The organism is Streptomyces sp. DH24 (assembly GCF_029813775.1).
Lineage (GTDB): Bacteria > Actinomycetota > Actinomycetes > Streptomycetales > Streptomycetaceae > Streptomyces.
Genome location: NZ_JARVKW010000001.1, coordinates 224,860 through 241,209 on the forward strand (window position 1 = coordinate 224,860; position 16,350 = coordinate 241,209).

Sequence of the window (16,350 nt, forward strand, 5' to 3'; positions counted from 1 at the left end):
GTCGCGTCCTCAGGGTCCGTGGCGTCGACTACGCCTTGCGTCCCCACGCCGAGATCATCGGGGCCGTCGTGAGGTCCATGGCGCCGGACGCCACGTTGGCGAGGTGGCGGTCGATGTCCTCGTCCGTGGCCAGGCCCGCGGCGACGAGCCGGCCGCGGATCTGGCGGATCGTGGCGTTCTCCAGAGCCGCGCAGGCGGGCGAGGCGAGCGGGAAGTACACGTCGGCCTCCACGCAGCGCAGTCCGACGGCGCGCAGCAGCCGGGGCAGCTTGCGGCCGTGGGCGAGGTCGGCCCCGCGGTCGGCGAGCATCTGGCGGAAGCCCTGCCGCAGCCGGTTCGCGAGCTGTTGTTCCGGGCCGAACTCGTCGGGGCAGAGCAGTGGTTGCAGAGCGGGGTCGGCGTCCTCGACCAGGAGCCGTCCGCCGGGGCGCAGGGCCCGGACCATCGTCCGCAACGCCCGTTCCCGGTCCGGCACGTGGGCGAGGCCGAGGCGGGCGTGGACCAGGTCGAATCTCTCCGCCGGCGGGTCGTCCGCGCACAGGTCGTGGACGCGCACCTCGACCGGCGGGCGCACGGCCCTGACGAAGCGTGAGACGTCGTCGTCGGTCGCGAGGACACGCCCGGTCGGGCCGACCCGCTTCGCCAGCCAGAACGCCACGGAGGTGCCGCCCGCGCCGACCTCCCAGCAGCGCCAGCCCGGTCCGACGCCGAGGGATTCGAGGTGCCGGAACGTGGTGGCGTCGAAGAGTGCGGCGAACGCGTCGAAGCGCTCCGCATCGGCAGGCCGGTCGTCGAGGAGATACCCGTCGGTTCGCGTCATGCCCCGATCATCCCAGTTGTCCCGGTTGTCCGTAGGGGGCGACGCTCCGGTGAGACGCGCACCCGGCGCCTGTCCCGGCCGTGGGGATCATCGGTACAGCCGTTGGCGCCAAGCACTGGATCTTGACGAGGAGGCCCGGAAGCCGATCGCGAAGCGGCGCGGGGAGCGCAACCGTCTCGGCTTCGCGCTTCAACAGGACCCGTAGGAGGGGGCGTCGACCCCGTCCTTTCGTCGTCCGGACGCCCCTCACCGGGCCCCGCCCCTTCTGATCGAGGTCGGGTTGGTTAGGTTCCGTGCCGGAAGCAGGGACGGAACAGTGCCGGCGCACGGCGGGAGGGAGCGGGGTCGTGAGCACGTACGGCGAGACGGGGGCCGAGGGGGACCGGGAGCGTACCGAGCGGTGGCAGCGGGTCTGGGGGCACCGGGAGGCGCTGCTACGGGTGGCCCGGCGACGGTCGGCGAGCCCGGAGGACGCCGAGGACGCCGTGCACGAGGCGATGGTGCGGGCCATGGAGCGGCCGGAGCTGGACGACGAGCGGCTCGGCGGTTGGCTGACCACGGTGACGATGCGGCTGTGTGTCGACCGGCACCGTCAGGTCGTCCGGGAGGCGGAGGCGCACCGGCGGGCGGCGCGGGGGCTGCCCGGCTACGTCACCGTCGAGGACCCGGTGTGCGACCGGGCCGAGGCCCACTGGCTCACGCGGCGCGGCCGGGAGGAGTTGCCCGGGCGGCAGGCCGAGGCGCTCGGGCTGCGGGCGGAGGGTTTGGAGCTGGGGCAGATCGCGCAGCGGATGGGGCTCAGCTACCGGGCCGTTCAGTCGTTGCTGGCCCGCTCCCGCAAGACGCTGCGAGCCGTGCTGGCCGGCACCCTGGCGGTCCTGCTGTGGCCATGGCGGGGCAGCCGTTCGACCGGGGTGGGCGGCGGTGTACCGGCCGGAGTGGCGCCGCTGGTGACGGCCGCCGTGACGCTGACGCTCGCCGGGCTGAGCCTGCTCACCCCGGGTACGTCCGGCTCCGCGCCGGGGAGCGGTCCGGCGCGCCCGTTGCCCAGGGCCCCGGAGCCGGGCAGCCCGATGGCACAGACGGTCCTGGAGCTGAGGGCTCCGAAGGGTTCGGCCGCCCCGGCGGGCGATCCCGCCACGGGACTGCCCCACGGCGGCGCGCTACCGGGCCGGGGCGACCGCGCGGCGGACATCCCGGAGCTCCCGGGGACGCAGGGGCAGCCGGAAGCGGCCGGCCCGGCATTGCCAGAGGCCCCCGGCCTGCCAGAGATAGCCCACCCGGCATTGCCAGAAGCCCCCGGCCTGCCAGAGATGGCCCACCCGGCATTGCCAGAAGCCCCCGGCCTGCCAGAGATAGCCCACCCGGCATTGCCAGAGGCGCCCATGCTGCCGCAAGTCGAAGTGCCCGCCCTGCCGAAGCCGGACATTCCGGGCCCCGGGGACACGGCTTCGGCGGCATTCGCAGAGGCCACCGGCATCACCCCTCCACCGCCCGTCGAGTAGACCGCCGACCTCCACCACCCGTCGAATCCGCCACCAAAAAACGCGAATCCGTGCGACGCAAGCCCCGCCTCTCCCCGTAGAGCGGCTGACAGTGCCACCAGCAGTGGCAGCAGCTGCGAACGAGAGGTCACTCAGTGGCTCGAAGCAGAGACGGAAGGGGCGGCGGCGCCACGCGCGCCCTGCGCGGCGGGCTCACGCTCACGCTGGCCGGTGTGGCGTCGGCGGCCCTGCTGTCGTCCCCGTCCCAGGCCGCGTCCGGCGTGAACATCGGGCAGCGCTACAACGACGGCCTGGACAGCCGCTACAGCGTCACCAGCTTCACCAGCGCCGCGAACGCCATGGGCTACAGCGCCCTCGGCCACACGGGCGGCCGCAGCGCCGACGACACGTTCGACGACGGCGCCGGGGCCGCCGTCCTTGGCCTCTTCGGCCACGCCAACGCCGGGATCTTCCAGACCGACGAGGGCCCCACTGACGCCCAGGACGCGATCCTGGCCGCCGGTACGGCCACCGACGTGGTCAGCCCGTACGCCAACCTCCGCTTCATCTCCGAGTACTTGCCGTACGTCGAGGCGGACGGCATGCGGCTGATGGTGCTGGCGGGCTGCTACACCTCGCTGAACGGCCCGTGGGGCAGCTTCAACGACGCCGCCGTGTCCCGGGGCGTCGACTCGGTCGTCGGCTTCAGCGGCCTCGTCTACTTCCCGGCGACCACCTCCGGAACGTCGATCGGCTCGACCAACTACTCGGGCAACTACTTCTGGGACCGCTTCGGCTACCACGCCAAGACCGGCGTGACCATCAGCACCGCGCTGTACCGGGCCCGTACCGACCTGGTGGCCAAGGAGGGCAGCGCCGGGGGCTGGAACAACTACGTGATCCGGGGCGCTGTCAGCAACCCGGCCGGCGTCAGGCTCAAGCCCGCCGGGAGCGGTGAGCCGCTGAACAGCCAGCCGCTCGCCACCGTCCCGTTCACCACCTTCAGCGGGCTCACCGCCACCTCGTCGACCACCACCGACGGCCCGGACGGCGCCGAGCTGACGGATGTGACGACTGCCGAGGGCGTCCAGTACCGGCAGCGGCAGGACGGCACCGTCCTGGACGCCGTGGGCACCCCTTCGACCGAGGGTGAGGTGCGCCTGTCCGCCGCCGACGCCCGTACCGCCGCCCAGGACTTCGCGAAGGCCAACGTCCCCGGCTTCGGCCCCGACTGGCGGCTGGTGACCGACGAGCCCGTCAGCCACATCGAGGGAGACGCGCTGCGGCTGCTGCGCTGGCGGACCGTCGCCGACGGCCGGGACGCCGCCCGTGAGGTGACGGTGGAGCTGGACCGGCGCAGCGGCGCGGTCGTCCACTTCTCCGCCGCCCGGGGCACAGCCGACAGCGCCGCCTTCCCGGTGACCGCCGAGCAGGCCGAGGCCACGGCCCGCGAGCTGACCGGCGATCACACCACGGCCGCCACCGTGGTGGCCGACACCTGGAACACCAGCCGCTGGACGGTCACCTTCGACCGCGGCCCGACGGGCCGGCCCGACGCCCGTGTCCCGGACGCGGACCGAGTCGAAATGGACGCCCGCACGGGCGAAGTCCTCTCCCGCACCACGGCCTGAAAGAAAGTGAGAACAGCGACATCATGAGATCCCACCCCGCCCGGCGCCTGCGCCGCACTCTTCTCGCGCCGGTGCTCGCCGCCGGCCTGCTGCTCGGTGGCGCGTTGCCGACGCAGGCGGCCACCCCCGCGGCCCCGGCGGCCGTCTCCGTCACCGACGACAGCGTCGAACTGAGCTGGTCCGCCGTCTCCGGCGCCACCGCCTACCTGGTCATCGACGACCGGGCACACGAGGTGCTCTGGCGCGGTGAGCAGACCGCCGCCAGGCTCCCCGTCCAGGCCCCGGCCTCGGTCTCCGTCCTCGTCGTCGCGCTGACCGGACAGGGCCCACGCCTGGTCGCCAAGACGCTGGCCACCGTCCCCGACGCGGCCTCGGGCCTGACCCCGCTCACCGCCGTCACCACCCCCGACGGCACCACCCTCGGCTGGGGCGCCCTGCCGGACGCGGCCGGCTACGAGATCACGGCCGACGGCAAGAAGCTCACCACGACCTCCGCCGTGCAGTTGCCGACCGAGACGGCGCTGGGCGAGAGCGCCGAGTACACCATCGACGCCGAGCTGGACCTGCCCGCCGAGGAGATCACCGAGGACACCGTCACCCGCTCCACCTACGGCGTCGAGGTGACCCCGGCCACCACGGACGTGTCGCAGACCCCTGGCGACGCCCAGCCCGGCGACACCCTGCCCGCGAACGTCCGCGCCCTGACGACGTCCCGTACGACGTACGAGACGTACATCCCCATGAGCTACCTGCAAGGGGAGAGCTGGGGCTTCGGCTTCCCCTGCGAGTCGGCGGACGACAATGCCCCGTGGTTCTCGGGCGACGGCCGGAGCACCGGCTACGAGACCGGGAAGAACCGCACCAAGGCCGCCTCCAACCACTACTGGACCAGCGCCTCGACCTGGACGTCGAAGGGCATCAGCCCCACCAAGCGCTACCGGAAGGTGGGAAGCACGTACTACTACGACTCCCAGCGCACAGCTGGCGGTGACGGCTTCATCATCCGGCCGCTGCAGAACGACGGCCGGTACGCCCGCACGGTGATCGAGCACAACGTCGGCAACCCGTACTGCACCGGGATCGCCGACATCAGCTACGACAACCAGCAGGACCTGTACCAGAACGGTTCGCACTGGGTCTACGGCGCCCATGACAAGATGCCGAATCACCAGTTCTACCGTTACGACCAGTACTCCGACGGAACGTACAACCTGAAGCTGGTCTTCGATCACGCGCTGGACGACCCGAAGTGCCTCGCGGGCTGGATGGGCGGCTGCTCGGCACAGCAGTACCAGTACACCCGCTGAGAAGAACGCCTGAATGCGCCGTGGACCGGCGCGGGCGGCCTACGGCTTCGGCCGAGGGCTCCGCGCCGGTCCACGGCGGTCACCGCACAGGAAAGACGACATGAACGAACAGCACACGGTTGGCACACGGATCATTCGCTGGGTGCTGGGACTGGCCTGTCTGGGCTGCTTCCTGATCGCGTCCGTGGTCGCGGCGAGCTTCGCCGGGTGGGGCTTCGGTGAGCGGACGACCGCGGAAAGGTTTCAGGAGGCGATTCCCTCCCTGCTGATGTCCCTGACGTGGGCGGCCGTCGCCATCGCCGGTTTCCGCCTACTGGTCGGCTACCGCCTGCTCTCCTGGTGGCTCACCTGCGCCCTGATCATCCCGGCCTACGCGGCACTGCACACCGCGGACGTGCTGTAGAACGGGGCCGGCACCGCTGCGCGAGCCACGCGCCCGGCCTGAGCCTCGACGTCGGCCTCGACCGCGGCCTCGGGCGCACGGCTGCGAGCGGCAGCGCTGTGTACGACCGGAGGCACCCCGGTTTTCCGGCAGCGCCGCCCCCGGTCCCCACGGCCGTGTCCACAGCCCGGAACACAGCGGGAGAGCGGCAGGATCACGCCCGCGCCCGGCGCGACGCCGCGGGAACAAAGCGGAACATTCCGTTTCCACAGGCTGGTCCGCCATGCGTGCCGTGCTGGCAAACTGGCCCGATCAGGGCGCGGAAACGCGGCGCGAGGAGATCCACGCAAGGAGATCCAGATGTCCATGGCAGGGAATCTGCGAAAGGTCAGGACCATCGGCGGTGTGAGTGGCCTGCGCAGAGTGGCACGGCTGGCCCGGCGGCGCCCGCGCGTCGACCTGAGCCACCCCGCCCGGTCCCCGCTGGGCTCCTCGGTGGTCAACTGCGTGACGTATCAGGACGGTTGCCGGGTCCCCACGGGAGGTGACCTGGTGGATGCCGTGCGGCAGGTCCGCAAGAGCGGCGAGGGTTTCGTCTGGCTGGGGCTGCACGAGCCGACGAGCCGCGAGTTCGCCGGCATCGCCGAACTGTTCGACCTGCACCCGCTGGCGGTCGAGGACGCCGTCGAGGCCCATCAGCGGCCCAAGCTGGAGCGGTACGGCGAGACGCTCTTCGCGGTGTTCAAGACGGTGTGCTACGTCGAGCACGACGAACTGACCGCCACCAGCGAGGTGGTGAACACGGGCGAGATCATGGTGTTCGTCGGCGAGGACTTCGTGGTCACGGTGCGGCACGGGCGGCACGGCTCGCTGGGCCCGTTGCGCGAGGAGCTGGAGTCCGAACCGCAGCAGCTCGCCAAGGGACCCTCCGCCGTGCTGCACGCGATCGCGGACCATGTGGTCGACGACTATCTGTCCGTCACCGACTCGGTGCACGCGGACATCGACGAGGTCGAGACGGCCGTGTTCGCCGAGCAGGGCGCCCGGGTCGATCCCGGCCGGATCTACCAGCTCAAGCGTGAACTGCTGGAGCTGAAACGGGCGGTGGTACCCCTGAGCCGTCCCCTGGAGGACCTCGCCACGCGGCCCATACGCGTGGTCGACCCGGAGATACAGGCCTACTTCCGGGACGTCTCGGACCATCTGCTGAGGGCCGTCGAGCAGATCGCCGCCTTCGACGAACTGCTCAACTCCATCCTTCAGGCGCACCTCGCGCAGGTCACGGTCGCGCAGAACGAGGACATGCGGAAGATCACGGCCTGGGCCGCGGTGATCGCCGTGCCGACGATGGTGTGCGGGATGTACGGCATGAACTTCGACCACATGCCGGAGCTGCACTGGCGGTTCGGCTATCCCCTCGTCCTCGGCGTCATATCCGCCGCCTGCCTGGTGCTGTACCGGGGTTTCCGGCGCAACGGCTGGCTGTGACGCGCTCGGGGCGTGCCGGGCGGCTCAGCGCGCGGAGCTCTTGGCGTAGACGCTCTCCGCCCAGCTCGCGATCTGGTCGTCGGCCAGGTGCCGGACGAGGTCGGACTCGCTGATCATGCCGACGAGGCGCTTGTTGTCGATGACGGGCAGCCGGCGGATCTGGTGCTCCTGCATCTCCCGGAGGACGTCATCGACGTCGGCGTTCGCGTCGATCCAGCGCGGGGTGCCCTGGGCCATGTCGCCCGCGGTGACCCGGGCCGGGTCATGGCCCATGGCGACACAGCCGACGACGATGTCGCGGTCGGTGAGGATGCCGCAGAGCCGTTCGTTCTCGTCGCTGATGGGCAGGGCGCCGACGCCCAGTTCGCGCATCAGCTGGGCGGCGCGGTCCAGGGTTTCGTGGGCGGGGATCCACTGGGCGCCGCGGTGCATGATGTCTCCGGCGGTGGTCATTCGGTACCTCCTGGGGCCGGACGGCCGGCGCGGCGCGGGGCGCACCGCTGGTCCCGGCGTCTACATCCTCACCGCGTCACCCCGCACTCGCATCCGGAGCCGGGGCGCTTGCCGGTGCGGTTGCCGTTTCGCCGGCGGCGCCGGGGACCGGCCGGTTCACCCGTTCCACGCCGGGTGATTCGGGTCGTCGGCTCGGACCAGGACGTCGGCGGTGGCCGCGGGGTCGCTCTCGTCCTCGTAGCGCTCGAAGGCGGGCAGGGTCCAGTGGTCGGCCTCGGGAGTGCGGCGGCGCAGCGCGCCCGGGGAGAGCAGGACGTGGACGGTCAGGTCGAAGGGGAACCAGTGGCGCAGGAGGAGGGGACCGTGAAACAGCAGGACGCCACCGGGCGGGAGTTGGACGTAAGGGCTGCGGGTGGCGCGGTCGGTGACCGGGTCCCACAGGTCGGGCAGGACGCGTCCGTCGCCGCCGGGGTCGAGAGGGCCGAACACCTCGCGCCACAGGGCGCCGGTGTCGTACCAGCCGCCGTAATAGGACTCGAGGTCCTGGCGGCCGTACTCCAGGCGCAGGGAGGCCGGGCGCAGGAAGCCCTCCGTGCCCACGACGAGCGAGGGACGGCCGCGCACGCGCAGCGCCTCACCGACGCGCTCGGCGAGGTCGCCGGGGCGGGCGGCCGGGGCACCGTCGAGGGCGACGCGCGGCCAGGGACTGCCGTCGGCCGGCTCCAGGTCGAGCAGGCGCTCGGCGAGCAGGTCGCCGAGCCGGTCCCAGGTGATCGCTTCGAGTCGCACAGGCCCATGATGCGCCGTCCGCCGACGGGCTCGACGGGCCTCCCGTCCCGGACGGGGTCATCCTTCCGGCGGCCGGGGCGGCCCGGCTCGGCGTCCGGCTGTGGCAGAGTCACGGGGGGCGGGCGGGCGCGGCCTGCGCACTCCGGGATCCCTGGGCGTTCGCGTACGGGGCCGTGCCGCTCGGCCGTGGTCGTCGTGCTCGGGCGGGGCTTCACTGGTGGTGACGGGGGGACGGACGGCCGCGGGCCGGTCTTCCCGGGGTCGGGTTTTCAGGTTCTGACGGGGGTGACATCGGCATGATCGACGGACCGTTCTTCGTACTGACGGTGCTGGCGGTGCTCGGTACCGGGCTGACGGCCGGGGTGTTCTGCGGCTTCTCGGTCTTCGTGATGAGAGGGCTGGCGGCGCTGCCACCTGCGCAGGGCGTCGCCGCGATGCAGGCGATCAACGTGGCGGCGGTGCGGCCGGCGTTCATGCTGGTGTTCGCCGGGTCGGCGGTACTGGCCGCGGTGACGGCCGTGGTGACGTTCGTGGTTTGGCCCGACGGGGCGGTGGTGGAACTGCTGCTGGGCAGCGCGTTGTACCTGTTCGGCTCGTTCGGGGTGACCGCCGCCGCGAACGTCCCGCGCAACAACACGCTGCAGGAGATGGAGCCGGGCACCCAGGAGGCGGCGGCCTACTGGTCGGTGTACCTGCGCGAGTGGACGGCGTGGAACCACATACGCACGGTCGCCTCGGCCGCGGCCGCGCTGTCCTATCTGCTGGCGCTCACCTGACCGGAAGCGCTCTGCGACGGCTCTGCGCCGGTGGCGGATGCGACGTATTGTGGCCGGAAGAGTGCCGCCCGACGACGCACGGCCCGCCACCAGCGCATCCGAGGAACACGGCCATGGGCGATCCCAGGGGTTTCATGACCACGCCGCGCGAGGACTGGCCGCGCAGGCCGGTCGAGGAGCGGGTGCGGGACTGGCACGAGGTCTACGTCCCCGGGGCGCTGCTTCCGATCATCAGCAGGCAGGCCGACCGGTGCATGGACTGCGGCATCCCCTTCTGCCACGACGCCTGCCCGCTCGGCAACCTGATCCCCGAGTGGAACGACCTGGTGTCCCGCGAGGACTGGCGGGCGGCGTCCGACCGGCTGCACGCCACCAACAACTTCCCGGAATTCACCGGGCGGTTGTGCCCGGCGCCCTGCGAGGCGGGTTGTGTGCTCGCCATCAACCAGCCCGCGGTGACCATCAAGAACGTCGAGTGTGCCGTCGCCGACCGGGCCTGGGAGGAGGGTTTCGCGCGGCCGAGCCCACCGGAGCGGTTGTCGGGGCGGACGGTCGCGGTGATCGGTTCGGGGCCGACCGGCCTGGCGGCGGCACAGCAGCTGACCCGGGCGGGGCACACCGTCGCCGTGTACGAGAAGGACGACCGGATCGGCGGGCTGATGCGGTACGGCATCCCCGAGTTCAAGATGGAGAAGCGTCATCTGGAGCGGCGGATCGGGCAGATGCGGGCCGAGGGCACCAGATTCCGCGCGTCGACGGCGGTCGGGCGGGACGTCGACGCCGCCGCTCTGCGGGCCCGTTACGACGCCGTGGTGATCGCCACGGGGGCGACGGCGTGGCGGGAACTGGACGTGCCGGGGCGGGAGTTTGCCGGCGTCCACCAGGCCATGGAGTATCTGCCGCTGGCCAACCGGGTGTGCGAGGGGGACCTGGAGGCGTCCCCGCTGTCCGCCGCCGGGAAGCACGTCGTCATCGTCGGCGGCGGTGACACCGGAGCGGACTGTCTGGGCACCGCGGTGCGGGAGGGCGCCGCGTCCGTGACGCAGCTGGACATCTAGGCCCGGCCCGGCACGGAGCGCGACGAGGACGCCGAGCCCTGGCCGACGTACCCGAAGATCTACCGGCTGTCCGCCGCCCACGAGGAGGCGGGCGAGCTGCGGACGGCGCCCGCCGCGGACGCCGACGCGCGGCTGTTCGCGGCGTCGACGCTCCGCTTCACGGGCGACGCGGACGGGCACGTGCGGGCACTGCGTGTGGTCGAGGTGGACGCGGGGCGTCGTCCGGTGCCGGGCAGCGAACGGACGCTGCCCGCCGACCTGGTGCTGCTCGCCCTCGGTTTCTCCGGGCCCGACCGGCGCGACGGGCTCGTCGACCAACTGGGCCTGGAGCTCGATCCGCGCGGGACGATCACGCGGGACGCGGGCTTCGCCACCAACGTGCCCGGCGTGTTCGCCGCCGGCGACGCCGCGCGCGGGCAGTCGCTGATCGTCTGGGCGATCGCGGAGGGCCGGGCGGTCGCGGCGGCCGTCGACCGCCACCTCACGGGCACCACGCAACTGCCCGCGCCGATAGGCCCGTACGACCGGCCGATGGTGGTGTGAGGGCCTGGTACAGCCCGGCCCATGGGGAGGTGACTGAGCCTGGCGGACTTCCTGGCCTCCATACCGTACGACCGTCATGTGCGGCGCATGCGGCAGCGGTACCGGAGCCGCCGGGACCCTCTCGTCGCGGCCCTCGCCGCGCATTCCCCGCGCATCGGGGTGACCGGGGTGGCGGCGGGGCGGCACGCCGTGCTGCGGCTGGCGCCGAGCGAACGGTCCGGGCCCGGCCGGCGAGACGCCGGTGCCGACGCCGTGGGGCCGGCACACGCCGCCACCCGCCGTCCGGGGTGGCGGACGACGGGTGGCGGGAGGAAGCAGCTGTTAATGATCAACGCAGAACGTGCTCAGAAAAGCGTGCTCAGGACAACAGGAAGTCGGCCTCCCCCGCCTTGGCGCCCTCGATGAAGGCCGTCATCTCGTCGGAGGTGTAGATCAGCGCCGGCCCGTCGGGGTCGGTGGACTGCCGCACCGCGATCCTGCCGTCGGCGAGCTTCATCGCCTCCAGGCAGTTGCCCCCGTTGCCGCCGCTCCACGGCTTGTGCCAGCCCTCGCTGCCCAGTTCCCGCGCGGGCATGCCGTTGTAGATCCGCTCGGTGCGGACCCGCGGCTGGGGCTGGGGTTTGATGCGGTTCATTCACAGCTCCTTGCGGAGATCCCGCAGGATCTCCTTCGTGCGATGTGCCGTGGCGGCCAGCGCCGCCATGCGGTCCATGACCTCGAGGTGGGTCGCCACCTCGGTACGCGCGTCGAGGTAGACGGCGCCGGTCAGGTACTCGCTGTAGACCATGTCCGGAAGCTCGGGCACGGCGAATCGGAACAGCACGAACGGCCCGTAGGTGCCGGGGTGGTGCCCGTTGGCGAACGGCGCGACCTGCAGCGTCACGTGGGGCAGCTCCGCGGCCTCGAGCAGTCGGTCGATCTGGGCACGCATCACCTCCGGGCCGCCGACCTGGCGGCGCAGCACGGTTTCGTCCATCACGACCCAGAGCCGGGGGGCGTCCTTACGGGTGAGCAGTTCCTGCCGTTGCATGCGCAGAGCGACGTGCCGCTCGATGTCCTCGGGCCGGGTCTGCCCGATGGCTCCGGACCGCAGTACCCCGCGCGCGTAGTCCTCGGTCTGGAGCAGACCGGGGACGAAGTGGGGCTCGTAGCTGCGGATCAGGCCGGCGGCGCCCTCCAGGCTGACGTACATCGAGAACCAGCCGGGCAGGATGTCGTGGAAGCGCTGCCACCAGCCGGGCTTGTTGGCGTCCTCGGCGAGCTGGACGAAGGCGTCGGCCTCGTCCTCCGGGACGCCGTAGGCCTTCAGCAGCAGCTGGAGGTACGGGATCTTGAGCGCGACCTCGGCCGTCTCCATGCGGCGGACCGTGGCGGGCGCGACGCGGAGGACGGCAGCGGCCTCCTCGCGCTTCATCCCGGCGCGTTCCCGCAGGTCCAGCAGGCGCCGACCGAGGACGACCTGTCCGACCGTCGGCGCGGACCGCGGTTCGCTCACGCTCCACCTCCAGAAGAATCCACAGCGGGTTCCCGAAAGAATCCCGACAGCCCGGCGGCGCCATTCGAAGACCCGTTCGAAGACCGGGACGGTCTTCTTGATCTCAATTGGCGCCGCTCGACGTGCTGTTGCGAGCAGTGTGCCACGACGTCTCACCGCGTCACACAGCACTCTGCATTTTTCAGAGTGACACTTGCCAAGTGTTCACGACGGGGAGATAGTGGCAAGCGTGATTCCGTCCGCGCCCTTAGGAACAGACGCCGCCACGGACCCGATCGGTCTCGGCGCCGTCACGGGAGTCACCCCTCACGGGGCGGCTGCCCAGCGCCGGTTCCGCTTCGAACTGGCCGCACATCCGGGCTCTCCCGCGCAGGCCAGACGCCTGACACGCGCACGACTGAACGGCTGGTCGGTGTGCGAGGACACCTGCGACACCGCGGCCCTCGTGGTGTCCGAGCTGGTCACCAACGCGATCGTGCACACCGCCAGCACGCACATAGTGTGCGAGCTACACGACGGTGACGACCTGGTCCGCATAGCCGTGCGTGACGAGGGATGCGCACCGGGTCAGCCGCACGCCTCGTCCCGGCGGCGCCCCGAGGACGAGCACGGGAGGGGACTGCTGCTCGTCGACGCCATGTGCCACGCCTGGGGCGCCCACGAGCACGGCCCGGGACTGCTGGTCTGGGCCGAACTGCCGCGCAAGGCGGACACACCGCGCGACCCGTCCGAACCGCGCAACGACCTGGGCTGGGGCGCCCGCCCGAAGCCGGGTGCGTCCGGCGGTTCGGGCGAGGGGGACGAAGCGGAAGCACACACGGGATCGGGGGCCGAATGGGTGTGAGGGCTGCGTCCGGCGGCCGGGCCATGTGCCTGGACACGCTGGTCGGCCTGCAGCGCGGACTGCGTCCGGTGGCTACGCCCCGGCGACTGATCGTGCCCGACGACATGACGGCCCCGCTGGGCTGCGACGCGGTGGCGATTCCCGCCCGCTTCGGCCCGCTGGTGATGCCCCGGCTGCCCCGTGTGGGGTGCGTCTACGCCGATGAGACGCACTGGTGGTGGATCGTTCCGTCCGACTCCGACTACGCCCTGGAGTGGCCCGCGCCCGCGCGCTACGCCACCGGTGCGGTCGTCCCCGACATGCCGAGCGCGCCGGGTCTGATCCACCGGCCGGACGGAATGGTCCCCTACACGCCGCCCATTCCGCTCTACCTCGCACTGTGCCGCCTGACGGGCACGACGCCGGCCTGGTCACGACCGGTCAGCGCCTGAAGCATTTCAAAGGACTCGGCCGGGCCCGAAGGGCCGGGAAAACAGCGCCGAGCAATCCACGGGGCAAGGAACAAAGAACCCGAATGGCCCGGAGACATCCGAGGCTCAGCCGGCTCGAAGAGACCTGGCCGACGCAAAGAGCCAAAAGGGTTGAAGGACGAAAAGACCCTTAGCGCCGGACCCCCTTGCAGCGCAAAGAGGTATGCGGCGAAGAGGTGTGCGCGCCGCCGCCGAGTTCACGCGACCGCGTCGATTGCCACGTCGCTCGGCACGACCACCAGGAACATGTCCGTCGCGAGATCCATGACGACCTCGGCGGGCAGGCCCTCCAGACGCCGCGCCTGCGCGAACTCCTCCGCCGGCCATGAGCCGCGCGGCCCGCCGGCGGGAAAGCGTTCGAGCACCGTTCGCCCGTTCACCCTGCACCTCCATGTAGCGCTGTACTCGTGTAGTAAAGCGCCATGGAGGCCCGGAACGCCTCGTGAAGTGACGGTAATGAGACATAGTTGACACTCGTTCACCGCCGAATGTGGGAACAATCTCAGCATTTCGGGTGCGCGATTACGCTGCGTTTCCCTCCGCGTACCGGGTGGCGTTTCCCTTCGCGCCCAGGTGGCGTTTCAGTCCTCGTACTCGTCGTGGTACCGAATGCGCGCGCTGCCCGCGGGCGCTCCGAGAGCCGACGCACGCCCCTTGGGCTCCTCCCACTCCTCCTGCCGCCCCAGTGCCGTCAAATCGAGCAGACTGGTGGTCGAGCCGAGCCCGTCGAGACCGCGCTCGTACGTCGAGTACGTGTGGAAGACCCGGTCGCGGTCGCGCAGGAAACAGCTGAGGCCGGGCCGCTCCACGAGCTCCCCCTCGTGCTCCTGCGTCACGTCGAAGTCCCGGTTGAAGTCGCAGAGGCACGAGGAGTACCAGGGCACCGTCCAGCCCATCCGCGCCTTGAACGGCAGGATCTTGGTGTACGGCGCCCGGGACACGGCCGCGAACGACGTACCGCGCGCCTTGAGATGGGCGAGATGCCCGATTTGATCGAGGAAGGCCGAGCAGCTGCGGCAGCCCGCCTCCCACTCGGGCGCGAACATGAAGTGGTAGACGACCAGTTGGTCACGGCCCTCGAAGAGGTCGAGGAGCGAGGCCTCGCCGTCGCCGCCCTCGAAGACGTACTCCCTGTCGACCTCCACCATGGGCAGTCTGCGCCGCTCGGCGTTGAGCGCGTCCCGTGCGCGCGTGGCCTCCTTCTCCCTGGCGAGCAGTTCCTCGCGTGCGGCGCGCCACTCCTCGCGCGAGACGATCTCCGGAAGCGACATGGGCCCTCCTGTACAGCGGTCCGATCTCTGTGGTGACCGCGGCGCTGTGCAGAACTCATCGCTCGGCGCCGATTTTTTTCCGACGCTCCGACGAGACGGGGCGAGCTGGGGTTCCAGCCCGCTCAGGTGTCGTACTCCTGGATGCGCCGGCCGTGACCGCGGTCCACGAGCGCGGGCAGCCGCGCCTCCAGCTCCTCCGCGACCGCCGCCACGTCGATCGTCAGCAGCTCGCGGTCGCGCATCAGGACGCGCCCGTCCACGATCGTGGTGCGGACGTCGGCGGAGCGGACGCTGTGCACCAGCGTGGCGGCGAGGTCGTGGACGGGCCGGGTGTGCGGTCCGGTGAGGTCCACGAGGACGATGTCGGCCCGGCGGCCCGGCGCGATGCTGCCGACGGTGTCGCCGAGGCCGACGGCGCGGGCGCTCTGCAGCGTCGCGTGGTGCAGGGCCTGGCGGGACGTCAGCCAGCGCGGGTCGCCCTCGGTGGACTTCTGGACCAGCGAGGTGAGCGCCATCGACTCCCACACGTCGAGGGTGTTGTTGGAGGCGGCGCCGTCCGTGGCCAGTCCGACCGGGACGCCGATGTCGCTCAGGGCCCGCACCGGTGTGGTGGTGGGCCAGGCGAACTTCAGGTAGCCGCGGGGCGCGCTGGCGACGGCGGTACGGCCCTCGGCGGCGGCCAGCAGCGGCAGATCGTGTTCGAGGATGCCGGTGCCGTGCGCGATGAGGACGTCGGTGTCGAGGATGCCGGTGTGGGCGAGGACCTCGATGGGGGTGCGGCCGTGCCGGGTGAGGCTCACGTCGGTCTGGTCGCGGTTCTCGGCGGCGTGCAGGTGGACGGGCAGGCCGTGCGCGCGGGCGAGTTCGGCGGTGGCGGCGAGGTCGGCGTCGGTGACGGTGTAGGGGGCGTGCGGGGCGAGGGCCGTGGTGATGCGGCCGCCGGCGGTGCCGCGCTGGCGCAGCGCGAAGCCGAGGGACCTCTCCCGTCCTTCGGGTCCCTGCGAGGAGAAGAAGGCCTCGCCGAGCAGGGCCCGCATACCGCACTCGGCGACGACTGCGGCGACGGCGTCCATGGCGAAGTAGTGGTCGGCGAAGCAGGTGACGCCGCCACGGATCATCTCGGCGCAGGCCAGCCGCGCGCCCAGTTCGACGAGTTCGGCGGTGAGGTTGGACTCGACGGGCCAGACGACGTCGTTGAACCACTCCTCGGTGGGCAGGTCCTCGGCGAGACCGCGCAGCGCGACCATCGGCGCGTGGGTGTGGCAGTTGACGAGCCCCGGCATCGCGACCTGGCCGCGCGCGTCGATGTGCTCGGCGGCGGACAGGCCGTCGGTGCTGGCCGCGGTCGTCACGGCCTGGACGACGCCGTCGCGCACGACGATCGCGGCGTCCTCCGCGAACCCGATCCGTTCCTCGTCGTCGTGCACGAGGACGGTGCAGCCGGTGATGAGGAGGTCGACGGTGACTTCCGCGGTGGCAGGCCTCATCCCGCCACGGTACGACGCGCGGGCCGGGCGGAGGAGACTCCCGGACGGTCCG

The 16,350-nt window shown here is 71.7% G+C and carries 16 protein-coding genes and 2 pseudogenes; 10 read left to right on the plus strand and 8 right to left on the minus strand.

The annotated features are described in order from the left end of the window. Positions 1-28 precede the first annotated feature (28 nt). Positions 29-820: a class I SAM-dependent methyltransferase gene (locus tag QC282_RS01035; protein WP_279547200.1), complete on the minus strand. Its 792-nt coding sequence runs from the start codon at positions 818-820 to the stop codon at positions 29-31. A 347-nt stretch (positions 821-1,167) separates the two neighbouring features. Between QC282_RS01035 and QC282_RS01040 the strand changes: the two genes are divergently transcribed. The 5 genes from QC282_RS01040 to QC282_RS01060 all read left to right on the plus strand — a co-directional run bounded on the left by QC282_RS01040 (position 1,168) and on the right by QC282_RS01060 (position 7,112). Next, the gene (locus QC282_RS01040) at positions 1,168-2,325 is read left to right on the plus strand and encodes a sigma-70 family RNA polymerase sigma factor (RefSeq protein WP_279547201.1); all 1,158 of its coding nucleotides are present in this window, start codon (positions 1,168-1,170) and stop codon (positions 2,323-2,325) included. 134 nt (positions 2,326-2,459) lie between these two features. Then, positions 2,460-3,935, plus strand: coding sequence for a PepSY domain-containing protein (locus QC282_RS01045; RefSeq protein WP_279547202.1), 1,476 nt, complete (start codon positions 2,460-2,462; stop codon positions 3,933-3,935). Between the two features lie 23 nt (positions 3,936-3,958). Beyond that, entirely contained in the window at positions 3,959-5,242 is a 1,284-nt protein-coding gene (locus tag QC282_RS01050; protein ID WP_279547203.1) for a hypothetical protein, read from the plus strand. Positions 5,243-5,342: 100 nt separating this feature from the next. Beyond that, positions 5,343-5,645 carry a hypothetical protein gene (locus tag QC282_RS01055; protein ID WP_279547204.1) on the plus strand — a complete coding sequence of 101 codons (303 nt, stop codon included), beginning with the start codon at positions 5,343-5,345 and terminating at the stop codon, positions 5,643-5,645. A 339-nt stretch (positions 5,646-5,984) separates the two neighbouring features. Beyond that, positions 5,985-7,112 carry a magnesium and cobalt transport protein CorA gene (locus QC282_RS01060; RefSeq protein ID WP_279547205.1) on the plus strand — a complete coding sequence of 376 codons (1,128 nt, stop codon included), beginning with the start codon at positions 5,985-5,987 and terminating at the stop codon, positions 7,110-7,112. Between the two features lie 24 nt (positions 7,113-7,136). On the opposite strand, the gene QC282_RS01065 is transcribed toward QC282_RS01060, so the two are convergent. Both QC282_RS01065 and QC282_RS01070 read right to left on the minus strand, forming a co-directional pair. Then, complete coding sequence (locus tag QC282_RS01065; protein WP_279547206.1) at positions 7,137-7,565, minus strand: CBS domain-containing protein; 429 nt, start codon at positions 7,563-7,565, stop codon at positions 7,137-7,139. 156 nt (positions 7,566-7,721) lie between these two features. Then, positions 7,722-8,354 carry a uridine kinase gene (locus tag QC282_RS01070; protein ID WP_279547207.1) on the minus strand — a complete coding sequence of 211 codons (633 nt, stop codon included), beginning with the start codon at positions 8,352-8,354 and terminating at the stop codon, positions 7,722-7,724. Between the two features lie 296 nt (positions 8,355-8,650). On the opposite strand from QC282_RS01070, the gene QC282_RS01075 reads away from it, so the two are divergent. From QC282_RS01075 to QC282_RS01085, 3 genes and pseudogenes are all read left to right on the plus strand, one after another. Then, a complete protein-coding gene (locus QC282_RS01075; RefSeq protein ID WP_279547208.1) occupies positions 8,651-9,130 on the plus strand; it encodes a DUF1772 domain-containing protein in 480 nt (159 codons plus the stop codon). Between the two features lie 113 nt (positions 9,131-9,243). After that, positions 9,244-10,731, plus strand: a pseudogene (locus tag QC282_RS01080) (glutamate synthase subunit beta). 33 nt (positions 10,732-10,764) lie between these two features. After that, a pseudogene (locus QC282_RS01085) lies at positions 10,765-10,938 on the plus strand (PLP-dependent aminotransferase family protein); the annotation flags it as partial. A gap of 151 nt (positions 10,939-11,089) precedes the next feature. Here QC282_RS01085 and QC282_RS01090 read toward each other — a convergent pair. Together QC282_RS01090 and QC282_RS01095 are read right to left on the minus strand one after the other, a co-directional pair. Continuing rightward, entirely contained in the window at positions 11,090-11,365 is a 276-nt protein-coding gene (locus QC282_RS01090) for a DUF397 domain-containing protein (RefSeq protein WP_279547209.1), read from the minus strand. Continuing rightward, complete coding sequence (locus tag QC282_RS01095) at positions 11,366-12,226, minus strand: helix-turn-helix transcriptional regulator (protein ID WP_279547210.1); 861 nt, start codon at positions 12,224-12,226, stop codon at positions 11,366-11,368. Positions 12,227-12,446: 220 nt separating this feature from the next. Between QC282_RS01095 and QC282_RS01100 the strand changes: the two genes are divergently transcribed. Together QC282_RS01100 and QC282_RS01105 are read left to right on the plus strand one after the other, a co-directional pair. Next, positions 12,447-13,070, plus strand: a complete 624-nt coding sequence (locus QC282_RS01100) for an ATP-binding protein (RefSeq protein ID WP_279547211.1) — start codon at positions 12,447-12,449, stop codon at positions 13,068-13,070. Further along, the gene (locus QC282_RS01105) at positions 13,061-13,501 is read left to right on the plus strand and encodes a hypothetical protein (protein ID WP_279547212.1); all 441 of its coding nucleotides are present in this window, start codon (positions 13,061-13,063) and stop codon (positions 13,499-13,501) included. The genes QC282_RS01100 and QC282_RS01105 overlap by 10 nt, the downstream gene beginning before the upstream one ends. Before the next feature lie 236 nt (positions 13,502-13,737). Here the strand turns inward: QC282_RS01105 and QC282_RS01110 are convergent, their stop codons facing one another. The 3 genes from QC282_RS01110 to QC282_RS01120 all read right to left on the minus strand — a co-directional run bounded on the left by QC282_RS01110 (position 13,738) and on the right by QC282_RS01120 (position 16,298). Continuing rightward, a complete protein-coding gene (locus QC282_RS01110; protein WP_279547213.1) occupies positions 13,738-13,920 on the minus strand; it encodes a hypothetical protein in 183 nt (60 codons plus the stop codon). Between the two features lie 201 nt (positions 13,921-14,121). Further along, positions 14,122-14,811, minus strand: coding sequence for a DUF899 domain-containing protein (locus tag QC282_RS01115; RefSeq protein WP_279547214.1), 690 nt, complete (start codon positions 14,809-14,811; stop codon positions 14,122-14,124). A 122-nt stretch (positions 14,812-14,933) separates the two neighbouring features. Next, a complete protein-coding gene (locus QC282_RS01120) occupies positions 14,934-16,298 on the minus strand; it encodes an amidohydrolase (RefSeq protein ID WP_279547215.1) in 1,365 nt (454 codons plus the stop codon). Positions 16,299-16,350: the final 52 nt, after the last annotated feature.